The 15389-nt window shown below is 44.5% G+C and carries 15 protein-coding genes; 4 read left to right on the top strand and 11 right to left on the bottom strand.

Annotated elements, in window-relative coordinates; genetic code table 11:
- Positions 1–35: 35 nt before the first annotated feature.
- The 4 genes from T487_RS0107800 to T487_RS0107785 form a co-directional block, all read right to left on the bottom strand.
- Positions 36–296: an HPr family phosphocarrier protein gene (locus T487_RS0107800; protein ID WP_031576178.1), complete on the bottom strand. Its 261-nt coding sequence runs from the start codon at positions 294–296 to the stop codon at positions 36–38.
- A gap of 71 nt (positions 297–367) precedes the next feature.
- Positions 368–826 carry a PTS sugar transporter subunit IIA gene (locus tag T487_RS0107795; protein ID WP_031576176.1) on the bottom strand — a complete coding sequence of 153 codons (459 nt, stop codon included), beginning with the start codon at positions 824–826 and terminating at the stop codon, positions 368–370.
- Between the two features lie 11 nt (positions 827–837).
- The gene (locus T487_RS0107790) at positions 838–2031 is read right to left on the bottom strand and encodes a pyridoxal phosphate-dependent aminotransferase (RefSeq protein WP_031576175.1); all 1194 of its coding nucleotides are present in this window, start codon (positions 2029–2031) and stop codon (positions 838–840) included.
- Between the two features lie 33 nt (positions 2032–2064).
- A complete protein-coding gene (locus T487_RS0107785) occupies positions 2065–2895 on the bottom strand; it encodes a PHP domain-containing protein (RefSeq protein WP_036909304.1) in 831 nt (276 codons plus the stop codon).
- 295 nt (positions 2896–3190) lie between these two features.
- On the opposite strand from T487_RS0107785, the gene T487_RS0107780 reads away from it, so the two are divergent.
- Both T487_RS0107780 and T487_RS0107775 read left to right on the top strand, forming a co-directional pair.
- On the top strand, positions 3191–3553 hold the full coding sequence (locus T487_RS0107780) for a BMC domain-containing protein (RefSeq protein ID WP_031576170.1): 363 nt from the start codon (positions 3191–3193) through the stop codon (positions 3551–3553).
- Between the two features lie 2 nt (positions 3554–3555).
- Complete coding sequence (locus T487_RS0107775) at positions 3556–3987, top strand: EutP/PduV family microcompartment system protein (protein ID WP_031576168.1); 432 nt, start codon at positions 3556–3558, stop codon at positions 3985–3987.
- Positions 3988–4070: 83 nt separating this feature from the next.
- On the opposite strand, the gene T487_RS0107770 is transcribed toward T487_RS0107775, so the two are convergent.
- The 5 genes from T487_RS0107770 to T487_RS0107745 form a co-directional block, all read right to left on the bottom strand.
- Positions 4071–5264 (bottom strand): MFS transporter, encoded by a 1194-nt coding sequence (locus tag T487_RS0107770; protein WP_031576165.1) that lies wholly within the window; start codon positions 5262–5264, stop codon positions 4071–4073.
- Between the two features lie 153 nt (positions 5265–5417).
- Positions 5418–6974, bottom strand: coding sequence for a ribonuclease Y (gene rny, locus T487_RS0107760; RefSeq protein ID WP_031576160.1), 1557 nt, complete (start codon positions 6972–6974; stop codon positions 5418–5420).
- A gap of 321 nt (positions 6975–7295) precedes the next feature.
- Positions 7296–8396, bottom strand: coding sequence for a recombinase RecA (gene recA, locus T487_RS0107755; protein WP_031576158.1), 1101 nt, complete (start codon positions 8394–8396; stop codon positions 7296–7298).
- Between the two features lie 144 nt (positions 8397–8540).
- Positions 8541–9626 (bottom strand): tetratricopeptide repeat protein, encoded by a 1086-nt coding sequence (locus tag T487_RS0107750; protein WP_031576155.1) that lies wholly within the window; start codon positions 9624–9626, stop codon positions 8541–8543.
- 50 nt (positions 9627–9676) lie between these two features.
- Entirely contained in the window at positions 9677–11404 is a 1728-nt protein-coding gene (locus tag T487_RS0107745; RefSeq protein ID WP_031576153.1) for a phospho-sugar mutase, read from the bottom strand.
- Between the two features lie 279 nt (positions 11405–11683).
- Between T487_RS0107745 and T487_RS0107740 the strand changes: the two genes are divergently transcribed.
- A complete protein-coding gene (locus tag T487_RS0107740; protein ID WP_031576149.1) occupies positions 11684–13144 on the top strand; it encodes an aminotransferase class I/II-fold pyridoxal phosphate-dependent enzyme in 1461 nt (486 codons plus the stop codon).
- 63 nt (positions 13145–13207) lie between these two features.
- On the opposite strand, the gene T487_RS0107735 is transcribed toward T487_RS0107740, so the two are convergent.
- A complete protein-coding gene (locus T487_RS0107735; RefSeq protein ID WP_051651591.1) occupies positions 13208–13846 on the bottom strand; it encodes a YdcF family protein in 639 nt (212 codons plus the stop codon).
- On the bottom strand, positions 13828–14607 hold the full coding sequence (locus tag T487_RS15900) for an acyl-[acyl-carrier-protein] thioesterase (protein ID WP_031576143.1): 780 nt from the start codon (positions 14605–14607) through the stop codon (positions 13828–13830). Before T487_RS15900 ends, T487_RS0107735 begins: the two co-directional genes overlap by 19 nt.
- Before the next feature lie 207 nt (positions 14608–14814).
- On the opposite strand from T487_RS15900, the gene idi reads away from it, so the two are divergent.
- A complete protein-coding gene (gene idi / locus T487_RS0107725; RefSeq protein WP_031576141.1) occupies positions 14815–15330 on the top strand; it encodes an isopentenyl-diphosphate Delta-isomerase in 516 nt (171 codons plus the stop codon).
- Positions 15331–15389 lie beyond the last annotated feature (59 nt).

Here is a 15389-nt window from a genome sequence, read left to right as displayed (position 1 = left end):
AGGACTACAGGAGTCCTAGTTCTTCTCATTTTAAATTACTCTTCCAATGTTTCGATGAGCTTTGCTACTTCTTCACAAGCAACTTCTTCATCTTCTCCACTGGCAATAACTGTAATTGTTGCACCTTTTGTTACACCTAGAGAAAGGACACCAATAAGGCTCTTTACGTTTGCCTTCTTGCCGTTGTACTCTACGCTCACATCAGACTTAAAGGATGATGCTTTTTTTACCAGCAGGGTAGCGGGTCTTGCATGCAATCCAGTTGGGTTCTTCACTGCAACGTCTTTTGAAACCATTTAATCACCTCATATTCAAATACTGTAATAAACAAGTTTATTATATCATGTTTTAAGTCTAAAACAACCAATTATAAAAGAGAGATTTCTGCGAACTTCACAAATGCGCCTGATGCTTTATAGTTGATGTCAAGATGTTTCACTTTCTCTGGTGTGGTGATGATGATGGGCGTGGTGATCTTGGCCGACAGCTCCACATAATCTCTGTCCATATAGAGAAGCTTGTCTCCCACACTGACCTGATCTCCGGTCTTTACATAGGTGGCAAATCCCCGGCCCTCAAGTTTTGCGGTATCAAGCCCCAGATGAATGAGAATGGTCATGTGTTCCTTCGTGCTGATGGCCACTGCATTAAGATTTTCTGAAACCAACACCACTTCACCGGAAACCGGAGCACAAAATAAATCTCCATCTGGAATAATACAGACACCAGTACCCCCAAGCAAGTCATCCTTCAGATAACTGTTGGCTTCCTCCAGCGGAATGATTTCACCAGCTACAGGCATATAGAGCTCACATTTTGTTCCCATAATCTCGCCTCCTATTGGATTTCAGAAAGGAATGCTTCAATACGGTCAAATCCCTTGCCGATGGCATCTGTGTTGATGGCATAGGAGAGTCTTACAAATCCTTCCAACCCGAATCCTGAACCAGGAACCAGGGCCACCAGATAGTCTGTCAGAAGCTTCTCTGCGAACTGCAGGGAGTCTTCCAGGACTTCTCCGCGATAGGATTTTCCAAGATAGCTTCTGATATCCAGCATCAGATAGAAAGCTCCTTTTGGATAGATATAACGGAGACCTTCGATTTTATCTGCTCGGGAAACCATATAATCTCTTCTTCTCTTGAACTCCTCATTCATTTCAGGAATAAAGCTCTGATCCCCATTAAGAGCTTCCACTGCCGCATACTGCACAAAGGAGGTGGAATTTGATGTGGTATGGCTCTGGATATTGGACATCATCTTAATGAGGTCCTTGGGGCCAGCCGCATAACCAAGTCTCCATCCTGTCATGGCATAGGCCTTGGAAAGCGCATTGACGACTAAAGTTCTTTCATAGGCGTCCTCGCTTAAGGTGGCGATGGAAACATGACGGTCCCCTCCATAGATAAGAGGCTCATAGATTTCATCGGAGATGATGAAAAGATCATGTTCCTTGCAGAACTCCGCCAGATCCATAAGCTCCTCTTTGGAGTAGATGGTGCCCGTTGGGTTATTTGGAGAGTTGATGATGATGACTTTGGACTTTTCAGTCAGAGCCTTTGTAAGATTTTCTCTGGTGAATTTATAGTCTGTTTCTTCAGATGTTTCTACAATCACAGGGACACCATCTGCCAGATGCACAAGATCCGGATAGCTGACCCAGTAAGGCTTTGCAATGAGCACTTCGTCCATGGGGTTCAGCAGTGCGGTCAATGCGTTTGCAAGGCACTGCTTTCCACCGGTGGAGATGATGATCTGCTCCCTTTTGTACGTGAGCCCATTGTCTCTTCTGAACTTCTCAATGACAGCATCTTTCAGTTCATTGATCCCGGAAGCCGGCACATATTTGGTTTTTCCTTCCTCCAGAGCCCTATTGCAGGCATCGATGATGTTCTGTGGTGTATTGAAGTCCGGTTCGCCTGCCCCAAATCCGATGATGTCTTTACCCTGTGCTTTCAGCTCTTTCGCTTTGGCAGTGATCGCCAATGTGATGGATGGTGCAAGTCTTTTTGCTTTGTTTGAAAAAATCATGTCTTTCCCCCTTGTTTCTGATTGTGATACTGTTTATTTGAGCTTTTGATGAAATGTGATGAGCTTTTGAAGGAGATGGTCGTTCAGGCCATAGCGTCCAAGCTTGTCATTGGATCCAGTGAATTTTGCGCCGTGCTGCCCATGGTAGTCGCTGCCGCCGGTTATAACCAGATGGTTCTTTCTTGCTGTGGCGTAGAGCTTATTGGACAGTTCCCGCCGATGGGACGGATGATATACTTCAAGACCCAGGAGCCCGTGGACTTTGAGCTCCTTTAAGAGTGCTTCAAAGTGAAGGTTATAGAGCTTATCGCCAGGGTGTGCAAGAACAGGAATTCCACCTGCGCTGCGAAGTGCCCGAAGCGCTTCTCTGGTGTCAATCTTGAATCTTTTCTCATAGGCGATTTTATCCACATCCAGATACAGCTGAAAAGCTTCTTTGATGTTTTTGACATAACCATGGTCAATGAGCAGCTTTGCGATGTGAGCCCTTCCATAGGAATCCATGGGCGGAGCTTCATCGGGCAGATGGATTTTGAGATTCTCAAGGTTTCTCAAAATCTTATAGTACCGCTCTACCCGATCATTTTTAAAACGGTCAAGCAGCGCAAGCAGCGGTTCATCCTTCGGATTGTGGAAATAGGACAGAATATGCAGCTCCAACCCTTTATAGTAGGTGGAAACCTCAACCCCGGATATGATGGTGAGGTCCTCATGGACATCATCAAAGTTCCCATAGGCGCCCATGGTGTCATGGTCTGTAATGGAAATATACCGGATTCCCTTCTCTCTGGCCATATTTATAATTTCATCAGGTGTAAATGCTCCATCAGAATAGGTCGTATGAATGTGTAAATCATTCAGCATTACATCACCTCTTTCTATATATTAAATTTAACATATTCTCCTGAAATTGTAATGGCCTAGGCCTAAAATAATACTCAATTCATAGGCTCATAGAAAAACCGTGAAATCATTGAAGAAGTGTCATCGTTTTCAGGTGTTTTCAGCGCTTTTTCTTCACAGGACGACAAGCGGAGTACTTTTGTGCGCGGATACTGATATTCCGGCAATAATATACCCGTACTTTGCAAGATAGTGTCACAAGAAGCAAATGGATCCTCTCTATAATGAAAGTAAGAAAACCTACGGGAGGGACCTTATGCAGCAAATCGAAGAAAAGATGAGGATCATTCAGGAGTCAGTTCCCGGGAAGCAAGTGACTCTGGCACACCTTATTGCGAATCCGGACAAGGTGGTCTATAAAAAATTGGGACTCAATCCTCATATCGACTACCACAAATCCTCCATCGGGATTTTGACGATGACCCCCAGTGAAACTGCGATTATCGCCGGGGATCTGGCTGCGAAAACAGCCAATGTGGACCTGGGCTTTATAGACCGGTTCAGCGGAAGCCTCATCATCACCGGCAAGATTTCAGAAGTGGAATCCGCTCTGAAAACAATCTTGGCTTATGTGGAGACGAAGCTTGGCTTTACAGTCTGTCCAGTGACGAGGACCTGATGATGAGAAGAATGATGCTGGTCGGCCGCAGTGAGAGCGGAAAAACATCCCTCACTCAAGCCCTTCGAGGAGAGAGGATCCAGTACAGCAAAACCCAGAGCATCAGTTACCATGATGTGATCATTGACACCCCGGGAGAGTACGCAGAGAACAAAGATCTTTCTGCGGCGCTTGCGGTCTACTCTTATGAAGCGGATATCATCGGGCTCCTCATCAGCGCAACGGAGCCCTATTCGCTCTACCCGCCCAATGTCACGGGATGTGTCAACCGGGAGGTCATTGGTATAGTCACCAAAGTGGACAAAGAAGAGGGAGACCCGGCACAGGCAGAAACCTGGCTGAGACTCACAGGATGCCAGCGGGTGTTCCATGTGAGCTCCATCACCGGAGAAGGAGTAGATCAGCTTCTTTCTTATCTTGTAATGGAACCTTAAAGAGGATTTGACAAAACGAATTAGAGACCGGAACGGCATCTCTTTGATTGAGGTGCTGTTCCGGTCTCTGTAGTTTGATTATATTAAGCGGAGGCCTTTATCTTTTCTTCTTTTCTCTTCATGAGGAGATTGATGCTTTCTGTGGAACCCAGTAGAGCTACAAGAAAGAGAAGAAGGTATCCTGGAAAATATGGAAGAAAGCCTTTTCCTGCAAGGAAGCCGAATACTGCTGGTGAAAAGGTGCTGCCCATATAAGCAAAGGCCATTTGAATCCCGATGATGGTCTGTGCATGAACTTTTCCAAATCGTTCAGGCGTCTCATGGATCATGCCGGGGAAGACCGGTGCACATCCAAGTCCGATGAGCAGAAAACCCGCTATAAAGAGCACTTGGATGCCGGAGCTTAGGAGAAGAATGCCCATGAACATTGAGAAGATGCCCCCTCTGATGATGGTTTTAAAGCTGTATTTCAAGGTGATGAAACCCGTGAGCATCCGCCCTATTGTGATGCCGGCGAAAAAAAGAGAAATGTATCTGGCGGCAATGTCATTGGGGATATTATGAATCTGCACCAGAAAACTGGCCCCCCAAAGTCCTGTGGTCATCTCCACTGCGCAGTACACAAAAAAGCTTGTGATGGCCAGTTTGACGCCAGGGATTTTATAGACATTCTCTTCCCTTTTTGCCGTGTCTTGGAGTACTTCTTTGGTGCTGGATGCATCTTTTTGGTTGAACCTCTTCCAAAGCGGCAACGTAAGAAACAAAAGTCCAGCGATGGTCATCTGAAGCAGGGAAATCACAAGATACCCGCTTCTCCATCCAGAGCTTTTCAGGAGAAAGAAGGACATGATGACGGGACCTAAGGTGGCCCCTACTCCCCAGAAACTGTGAAGCCAGCTCATATGCTTTGCCTCGTAGTGAAGGGACACATAGCCGTTCAGCGCTGCATCAACAGAACCTGCGCCCAATCCTAGGGGCAGTGTCAGAGCCATGAGCATATAGAATGAAGGTGCCATGGAAAAACCCAGAAGCGCAACGGCGGTCATCAGCACGCTGACTGTGGTAACTTTTCCCGCACCAAACCTTCTGGTGACTCTCCCGCTCATAAAACTGGAACAGATGGTTCCTGCGGTGGTCATCATGGAGAGAATACCCGCATATTCCAGCGGCACATCCAAGGCCCGATGAATGGTAGGCCATGAAGCGCCAAGAACAGAGTCCGGGAGTCCCAGCCCGATGAATGCAATATAGATCATGATCAGAAATAATGTAGCCATGGAAAATCTCACTTTCTTCTATAAACTTCTTTTATTATATGGAGGATGTCTTCTTCGGTCAAGGAAACAGAATCTGGGCAAAAAGAAAGAGCAAGCCTATCTAAGGTCTTGCTCTTCATCACTTTCGAATTCAGAATCCAAACAAAGCTTGGATTATTTTGCGTAATCAACGGACCGGGTCTCACGGATAACATTGATCTTGATCTGTCCAGGGTATTCCATTTCTTCCTCGATTCTCTTCACAATGGATCTTGCCATCAGCATGGCACCAGCATCGTCAACCGCATCCGGTTTAACAATGATTCTAATCTCTCTTCCAGCTTGAATTGCATATGACTTCTCAACGCCTTCGTAAGAATTTGCAATTTCTTCCAGTTTCTGGAGTCTCTTAATGTAGTTTTCCAGTGTTTCACGTCTTGCACCAGGTCTTGCTGCAGAAATAGCATCAGCTGCCTGCACCAGCACGGCTTCCATGGACATCATCTCCACATCGCCATGATGAGCGCCAATGGCATTCACCACCAGGGCAGATTCATGATACTTTTTCGCCAGGTCTGCACCGATCAGTGCATGAGGTCCTTCCACTTCATGGTCTACGGCTTTACCGATGTCATGAAGGAGTCCGGCTCTCTTGGCCAATGTAACATCCAAACCAAGCTCTGAGGCCATAAGACCGGCAAGGTTTGCCACTTCAATGGAGTGTTTCAGTACATTCTGACCGTAGCTTGTTCTAAATTTCAGTCTGCCAAGCAATTTAAGCAGTTCAGGATGGATTCCATGGATTCCAATTTCAAAGGAAGCCTGTTCGCCTTCTTCTTTAATGGAATTTTCCACATCCTTTTTGGATTTGTCTACCATCTCTTCGATTCTAGCAGGATGAATTCGTCCATCTACAATCAGTTTCTCCAGAGTGAGTTTTGCAACTTCTCTACGGATAGGATCAAAACTTGAAAGGATAACCGCTTCTGGTGTATCATCAATGATGAGATCGACACCGGTAAGGGTTTCCAGAGTTCTGATGTTTCGGCCTTCTCGACCGATGATTCTTCCCTTCATTTCGTCATTTGGCAGGGATACTACATGAACAGTAGTTTCAGATACATGATCTGCCGCACAACGCTGAATGGATGTGGTGATGATTTCGCGTGCCTTCTTGTCCGCTTCTTCTTTGGCTTTTGTCTCCATTTCCTTCACCATCATGGTGAGATCTCTTTGAACTTCGCCTCTGACTTCAGACATCAGCAGCTGCTTTGCGTCTTCTTGGGAAAGACTGGCGATTCGTTCCAGTTCTTCTCTTCTTTTGGACAGCAGTTCTTCCGCTTCAGTTTCTTTTAAGGTCAAATCCTGCACTTTCTTGGCAAGATTTTCTTCTTTCTTTTCCAGCTGTTCCATCTTCTTGTCAAGGGATTCTTCTTTTTGAATGGTCCTTCTCTCAAGTCTCTGGACTTCACTTCGACGTTCACGGACTTCTTTTTCCGCTTCAGATTTCAGCTTGAACGCTTCATCTTTTGCTTCTAAAGCAGCTTCTTTTTTTAAGGCTTCAGCATCTTTCTTCGAATCCTCAAGGATTCTCTTGCTGTCTGTTTCTGCGTTGCCAAGAATTTCTTTGGCGGTTTTCAGTTTGCTATTAGATAAATATAAAATTATGGCACCGACTACTAGTAGAGTAACAACACCTGTTACAATGATAGCAATTTGTTCTGTGCTCATATTTACACCCCCTTGCTTTTTTTAGTCATTTTTTATAGCTAAATGTGAAAGCTTGGAAGTGCATATCATTCTCACTGTGATATTTGATAAACCAATACAAATTAATTGTATCGTATCCCTATTAAAGTGTCAAACTATTCAGCTCTTTTTATACGATTTCATCACAAGAACTGAAATGCTGAAGTCTTTACGTTGAATCCGTTGAACCTTAGATAGAAAGAACTTTCTGCAGCCCCCCGTGTAGAGACTACCTTGAAACAAATCCGCTAAGGTTCAGATACAAATAGAAAAGCCCTTCTTTTGGAAGAGCTTTTCAGAATGTTATTCGCCTTTTTTTGATTTTTTGGATTCTTTTTCCAACACAATTTCTTCTTCAATGGCTTCTACGGTATCTTTTGCTTCGAGAATTTCCTCGATCTTCACCAGTGGAAGTTCGTACTTGGCACGAATCTTGTTTTCAATCTCCAGAAGCAGAGCTGGATTTTCAGAAAGATATGTCTTGCTGTTTTCTCGTCCCTGTCCCAGTCTTGTTCCTTCATAGGAGAACCAGGCACCGGACTTGTCCACGATTTCTTCTTTTACGCCCACATCCAGTACATTTCCTTCTCTGGAGATTCCGCCGTTGTACATGATATCAAACTCAGCGGATTTAAATGGTGCTGCCACCTTGTTTTTGATGACCTTTACTCGGGTTCTGTTTCCAATGACGTCTTCTCCATTTTTGATGGAGTCGATTCTACGGATATCCATTCTAACGGAAGCATAGAATTTCAATGCACGTCCGCCAGGTGTTGTTTCAGGGTTACCAAACATTACGCCGATTTTTTCTCTCAGCTGATTGATGAAGAGAATACTGCAGTTGGTCTTGCTGACAGTTCCAGCAAGCTTACGGAGCGCTTGAGACATAAGTCTTGCCTGAAGTCCCATATGGCTGTCTCCCATATCGCCTTCAATTTCAGCTCTAGGAACCAGTGCTGCAACGGAGTCGACGATGACAAGGTCCACGGCATTGGAACGTACGAGAGCTTCTGCGATTTCCATGGCCTGTTCACCAGTATCGGGCTGTGATACAAGAAGATTGTCGATATCGACACCAAGTCTTCTGGCATACTGAGGATCCAGTGCGTGCTCTGCATCGATAAATGCCGCAATTCCACCGAGTTTTTGTGCTTCAGCAATACAATGGAGTGCTACTGTGGTTTTACCTGAAGACTCAGGTCCATAAATTTCGATGATTCTGCCCTTTGGAATACCACCAATTCCTAAAGCGATATCCAGACCAAGACATCCGGTGGGAATGGAGTCCAGATTGAGTTTGGAATCTGCTCCCAGTTTCATTACGGAACCTTTTCCGAATTGTTTCTCTATTTGGGACATGGCGGCATCCAGTGCCTTCATTTTATCTGCATTGATATTAGCCAAATTATTCACTCCTTATGTGCTGATTTCTAAATTGTTCTGTTCATAACAGAACATTCGTTCATAAAATGATTATACGTGAAAAAAGAATGTGTGTCAACCAAATCCATAGATAAGAATAGTATGCGTTCCAGGAGATTTGTTATACTATTTCTGCTCCAGTTTTTTTATATAATTTTTGATTTCCAGGAGAATTTCATCTTCGCTGTCGATGAGATCACCAATTTCAATATGCTTTTTCGCCTGCTCCAGATCGTCCATATTGATATAGCACATAATAAGGTTTGTAAGTATTTCGATGGTTCTCACTTCTGAAAACAGTTTATGGAAATAGTTCACGGCTTCCTTATAATTTCCAATGGCAGCATAATTGATGCCCATTTCATTGAGGACATCCACATAGGTCTGGTCCACAGCCAAGGCATCATTCAAGTAATAAATCGCTTTATCATGGTTCCCGAGCATCCTGTAGGCGATGGCAATCATGAGAAGCAGCTTTGGGTTATCCTCTTCGAGGTTCAGCAGAGGCAGCACAAGTTCGAGAAAACGTTCCGGATTCTCGTAGAGGATGGCCTCCCCTTCAGTGATGCGGGATTTTCTATCCAGAAACTCCATTTCTTCTGTGATCTCTTTTGTCTCTTCTCCCCCAAGTCTCAGATATTCTCTCAGGTGGAAAAGAGACTGGGAAAAGTTTCCGGCAAATCTCAAAGCAGAACCCTTAAACAGATACCCCTCCAGAAGCCCCTTCTCAATAGCGATATCAGAATACCGGAGAAGCGCCTGCTGATACATACTTTCTTTTACGGAGAGTTCCTCTATCAGAACCAGGAGATTCTTCAGGACATCTTTCTCCCCATGAATGGTGAAAAGACCCAGGAGATAGATGAGCCCCTCTTCCTGTCTGTCCTCTTTGACCAGCTTGGCCACCAGACCTTTTATCACCGTCTCCCTGTGTAATGTAGTAAGAAGTTCCCGGTAAAATGGAATCTGATTGAACTCTGGATCAGCTCCTGCTACATAGTACATTCCTTTGACAAATTCTCCAAAGGGGAGATGTTTTGTCAGGTCTTCATTGATATTTTCAGCAATGTACTCCGGAGAAAGAGGAAGAAACAGATCTTCCCTGCTCTTCCTCAGCTCCGGAATATTAAAGTTCTCAGCAAGAACATCTTTGTTGATTTCAAGAAATATAAGCTTCGAGAGCTTAGACTTCAGGTGATTTACATATTCCACTTGATGGTTTCCTCCTCATGATGAAAGGATCAGGACAGCTTATATGAACATTATGCTTCAAATCCTTTGTGAACAATGGACACGATTCTCTTTTTGAATGTCTCCATTTTTTCTTTTGCATCTTCTAGTGAATTCCCCTTTACGGCAACATAGGCCTTCATCTTTGGCTCTGTACCGGATGGACGAACCACGAACCAGGAACCATCTTCCAGTGTGTACTTGATGACGTTGGAAGATGGCAGCGTGATGGCAGTCTTCTCTCCTGTGAGAAGATCTACTTTTTCCTTCAGCTTATAGTCTTCCTTGGACACGGTTCTTACACCGCCCACTTCGTCCAAAGTGCTGTTTCTGAAATAATCCACACATTTGCGGATCTGTTCCTGTCCGTCTTTTCCAGTTTTAGTGAAGGATTCGATGCCTTCCAGGAAGAACCCGTACTTTTCGTAGATCTCCACCAGCGCATCGTAAAGAGTCATCCCCTTTGTCTTATAATATGTGGCAATCTCGCAGAGAATCATGGAGGCCACGACAGCGTCTTTATCTCTGACGAAAGTGCCTGCAAGATAACCGAAGGACTCCTCAAAACCGAAGAGGAAGGTTTTCTCCTTGGTTTCTTTATATTCTTCAATTTTTTCCCCGATGTATTTGAATCCTGTGAGCACGTCCAGAAGCTCCACACCGAAATCTTTGGTGATGGCGCGAACGCTTTCGGTGGAAACAATGGTCTTGATGACAACGCCGTTATCCGGTACTTTGTTCTCTTCTTTCATAGCTTTGAGAAGATAATATGTGATGAGCATACCAATCTGATTGCCAGAAAGCACCTGATCATTTGCATCTTTGTCTTTGACAATGACCCCTACACGGTCACAGTCCGGATCCGTTCCGAAGATGATGTCCGGATGGACTTCTTCAGCCAGTTTTAGAGCCAGTTCAAACACCTGAGGATTTTCAGGATTCGGATAAGGAGCGGTTGGGAAGGTGCCGTCAGGAAGCTCCTGTTCCTTCACCACATTCACTGTATAGCCCAGTTCTTTCAGCACCCTTCTTACCGGGATGTTGCCTGAACCGTGGATGGGTGTATAGATAATTTTTAGGTCTTTTGCATGTTCTTTCACCATGTCTTTTTTTACGGTTAAGGTTTTGATGGACTCCATATAGGTCTTCATGACCTCTTCGCCGATGTATACCAGCAGATTCTTTTCAAGAGCTTCCTTCTCTGAAATGGAAGACACATCCTCAAACTTCTCGATGGCATGCATTTCTTTCAGGATCTTATCCGCCTCTTCATCCGTGACCTGACCTCCATAGGATCCATATACTTTGAATCCGTTGTATGCCTGAGGATTGTGGGAGGCTGTGATGACGATGCCCGCACTGGCTTTATAGTGCCTTACCGCAAAGGACAGAAGCGGTACTGGTGCAAGGGTTTCATAGAGATAAACTTTTACTCCATGGGCTGCAAGGATCTGTGCAGAAACCATGGCAAACTCATCCGATTTGATTCTGGAATCGTAGGCAATGGCACAGGATGGATTCTCTACGTTTTTCACCAGATGCCTTGCAAGACCTTCTGCTGCTTTTCCAACGGTGTGGATGTTCATGCGGTTGGTACCTGCGCCGAGGACACCTCTCAGGCCAGCGGTGCCGAATTCAAGCTCTGTATAGAAACGGTCCTCCAGTTCTTTTTCATCTTCAATGCTCCGAAGTTCCGTTTTAAACTCCTCGGAAACAAAATCACTTTCAAGCCATTCATTGAGTTTTACTTTATAAGACATGGTAAAATTCCTCCTTTGTTCATCTCAATTCTACTCACATTATATAATAAACCACTGAAATATTCACCGTTTAATCTGATTCCTCGGTGAAATTCAAAAAAGAAATGAACTTTCGCCACAATAGATGAAAATCCATGGAGAATAGTCTAAAATGAAAGTATCGGAGAATGTGAAAATTCATTGTAATACCATGAGAATTATGCTATTATTCAATAGTTATTTTTGGAATAAGAAATTCAGGGAAACCGATGAGAATTGTGAAAGAAGGTGGCTGTAAAGTTGTATAAGCTGAACCAAAATGAAACGCCTCTTTTTGATGCGCTTATGGAATATGTAGACCGTGGAACCGTCCCTTTTCATGTGCCGGGTCACAAAAAAGGCGAAGGAATCGAGAAGAGCTTTAAAAAGTTCATGGGGGAAAACCCCTTTAAAATAGATGTAACGGTGTTTCAGCTGGTGGATTCACTCCATCATCCCACCGGACCCATCAAGAAAGCACAGGAACTGGCTGCGGACGCCTATGGTGCAGATGCCTCCTTCTTTTCTATTCACGGCACATCGGGCGCCATCCAGGCCATGATCATGTCTGTGGTTGGAGCGGGAGATACGATTATCGTGCCAAGGAATGTTCATAAGTCCATTACCGCAGGTATTATTCTCAGTGGTGCAATCCCTGTCTATATGCAGCCTGAGCTGGATAAGAAACTTGGAATCGCCCAAGGAGTAACACCAGAAACCGTGGAGAAAACCTTAAAAGAAAACCCCCATGCGAAAGCAGTGCTTATCATCAATCCTACCTATTATGGGGTAGCGACACAGCTTCAGAAAATTGCTGAAATTGTCCATGAGTATGATATTCCACTTATTGTAGATGAAGCCCATGGACCACATCTGGCTTTCTCAGAAAAGCTTCCCATGTCCGCCATGGAAGCAGGCGCCGATCTTTGTGCCCAGAGCACTCATAAAATCATCGGGGCCATGACTCAGGGGTCCATTCTTCATGTGAGAACGAAGTATGTCAGTGCCGCTAGAGTGCAGCAGATTATGAACCTTCTGCATACCACCTCTCCTTCCTACATCCTTCTGGCTTCATTGGACACTTCCAGAAAGCAGATTGCCCTGGAGGGAGAAGAGCTTCTGGAAAAGGCCATTGAAAATGCCAACTATTTAAGAGCGGAAGTGAACAAAATCGAGGGATTCTATTGTTTCGGACCGGAACTCGTTGGAAATCCTGGTGTGTTTGCGGTGGATCCCACCAAGATCTGCATCACCTGCAGAGATCTAGGTATCACAGGATTCGACCTGGATATGATCCTTGCGAACAAATACCATATCCAGATGGAGCTTTCAGATCTATACAATACGCTCGCGGTGGGCAGTTTTGGTGATACCCGGGAAAATATGGATAAGCTCATTCATGCGCTGAATGAAATCAGCGAGGAGTATAAGGACAAGAACCAGGTGAAACCTGATTTCATTGATATTCCTTCCATTCCGAAGCAGGTTCTCATTCCTCGTGAAGCTTTTTACGCGGAGAAAGAGTCTATGCTCCTGGAAGACAGTGTCGGTGAGGTTTCCGGAGAGTTCCTAATGGCCTACCCTCCCGGTATTCCAGTGCTGTGCCCTGGTGAAGTCATCACAGAAGAAATCGTAAACTACGTCTCGGACCTGAAGAAAACAGGACTTTATGTCCAGGGTACCGAGGATCCTCGAGTAGAATACATCAAAGTAGTGCGCTAAAGTAATAAAGCCTGCAGACATCCATAGGTGATGCGCTGCAGGCTTTTTTTACGGTCCAGGAAATCAGCGGAAGGTTTTTGGGCGGTCCAGAATCAGATACTTCAGAACGCTCAGATATTCCCGGAGATAGGATTTCAGAATGATACTGGGAGGTGTTTTGGCAGGAAGGCCCACTGCCTTTACACCAAAATCTTTAGCGGTCAAGGTGCTTCTGAAGATATGGAAGTCATTGGTGACAATGCCGATGAGAAGATCCTCTTTTTGAAGTCCTAGATTTTTCTCGTTCATGATCTGAATGCTGTAAAGAAAGTTCTCATAGGTGTTATAGGAATTCTCTTCCACAAAAATGCGCTCTTCCGGAATGCCTTGAGACACAAGATCTCTCTTCATGGCAGACGCTTCTGTCATCTCCTCGCCACGTCCCAGACCTCCAGATACAATGGCCAGGACTTCGGGATGATCTTTCAGGTAGGCAGCACCCCGGTCCAGACGATGCTGCAGCGCGGGTGAAGGTATGGTGCCATAAAGCCTTGCACCAAGAATGATCAGGACGTCGGGTTCTTCCTGGGGCTCTTTCTGCGCAAAGTAGATGATAAAACCTTCGATGACAAGAAAGGTCCCTATAAAACAAACAAGAAGAAAAAAAAGGATCTTTTTTGCGATTCTGGACGATGCGCTTTTACTCAGCTTCTCTTTTTCCATGTGAACTCCACTAAGGTCAGAAGACAGCCTTCCATGTCATAGATTTCATGATAGCTTTTTGAGTCTTCGAGCAGGCATCGGATGAGAACTTTGCCGCCGGGCATCTTTTCTTTCTTGTATACAATGGAAAGATCCTCCACGACATGATCCTGAAGAAAGCTTTCGTCTTCATCCGTGGTTAAGGATTCCATGGCCCATTCCACATAGACTGTGTTGTTCACATGACCATTGCTGTCTATATCATGGAAACGCAGCTCAATCTCTTTTTCATAGGTATAGTCCTGTGCCCTTCGTTTCTTTAAAGGAGCTGTGGAGAGGCTCTCCACAATGTAGGTCTGCTCTTCTGTCAGTTCTGAATCAAACTGTGAGAAGTAAACCTTCTGTACATCTTCTGGGACCTTGACCATCTTCCGCTTTTCATAATCAATGACGATCCAGACAGAAACGGCATAGCCTATGAGAGTCCCCTCCTCATCCTTTACGAGAAAATAACGGTGGGAATAGATGTCTTTATGAAACAGCGCAAAAGTTGTGAAATAGAGTTTTCTTGCGTAGTAATCCCCTTTGAACAGTTTGATGTTCCAGGAGTAAAGCACCCAGACCATGCCTCTTCTCTCCATATAGTCCGGAGCAAGCCCCAGGCTTACGGTATGGTACATTGAGGTTGTATTGAGCATCTGCATAAAGGCATCCAGTTTCAGGTGTAGAAAACGGTCCACTTCTTTGAAATCCACTATCATGGATTTTGTATAGTCTTTCATGAATTTCCTCCAGTCGTCAAATAAGTATAAGAATTATAAATGGAATCTCTTGTGACATTGTGATTTTCGTCACGGATATAATGAATATATCGCAAAGTTTTTAAAATCGCCTTAAGATTTCGGAAATACATGAGATACAACTGGATTGAATAAAATGAAATTATTCGTTATAATGATGAAAATTAAAGAGAACAGGAGATAAAAGAGATGGAAGATATACTGATTCTTGTGGATGAGAAAGACAATTTCCAAGGATACATGGGAAAAGAGGAAGCACATATCAAGGGGATAAAGCACAGAGCGTTCAGTATTTTTGTCTTCAACGACAAAAAAGAGCTGCTCCTTCAGCAAAGGGCGCTTCACAAATATCACACACCAGGTCTTTGGGCCAATACCTGCTGCAGTCATCCAAGATATGGCGAAACCACAGACAGTGCGGTTCACCGAAGACTTCCGGAAGAGATGGGATTTGATTGTGAGCTGACCCACATTTATGAGATGTCTTATGAAGTGAAGTTTGACAACGGCATCATTGAAAATGAGTATGACCACGTATATATTGGACGCTATGAAAAGGACCCTGAAGTGAATCCTGAAGAAGTGCAGTCTTTCCGATGGATCTCCCTACCGGATCTCATGGCGGAGATGGAGGATGAGCCGGAGAAGTATACGTTCTGGTTCAAAAAAATCATGAAAGAGTTTGACTTCACAGCAATTCTTTGAAAATACGCAATAAATAGAAGGAGCATCCAGGTCGGATGCTCCTTCTATTTATAGAATGC

Source organism: Proteiniclasticum ruminis DSM 24773, from assembly GCF_000701905.1.
GTDB lineage: Bacteria > Bacillota > Clostridia > Clostridiales > Clostridiaceae > Proteiniclasticum > Proteiniclasticum ruminis.
The sequence above is the reverse complement of the archived record's forward strand: the minus strand, read 5'-3'. Positions and strand labels throughout refer to the sequence as shown.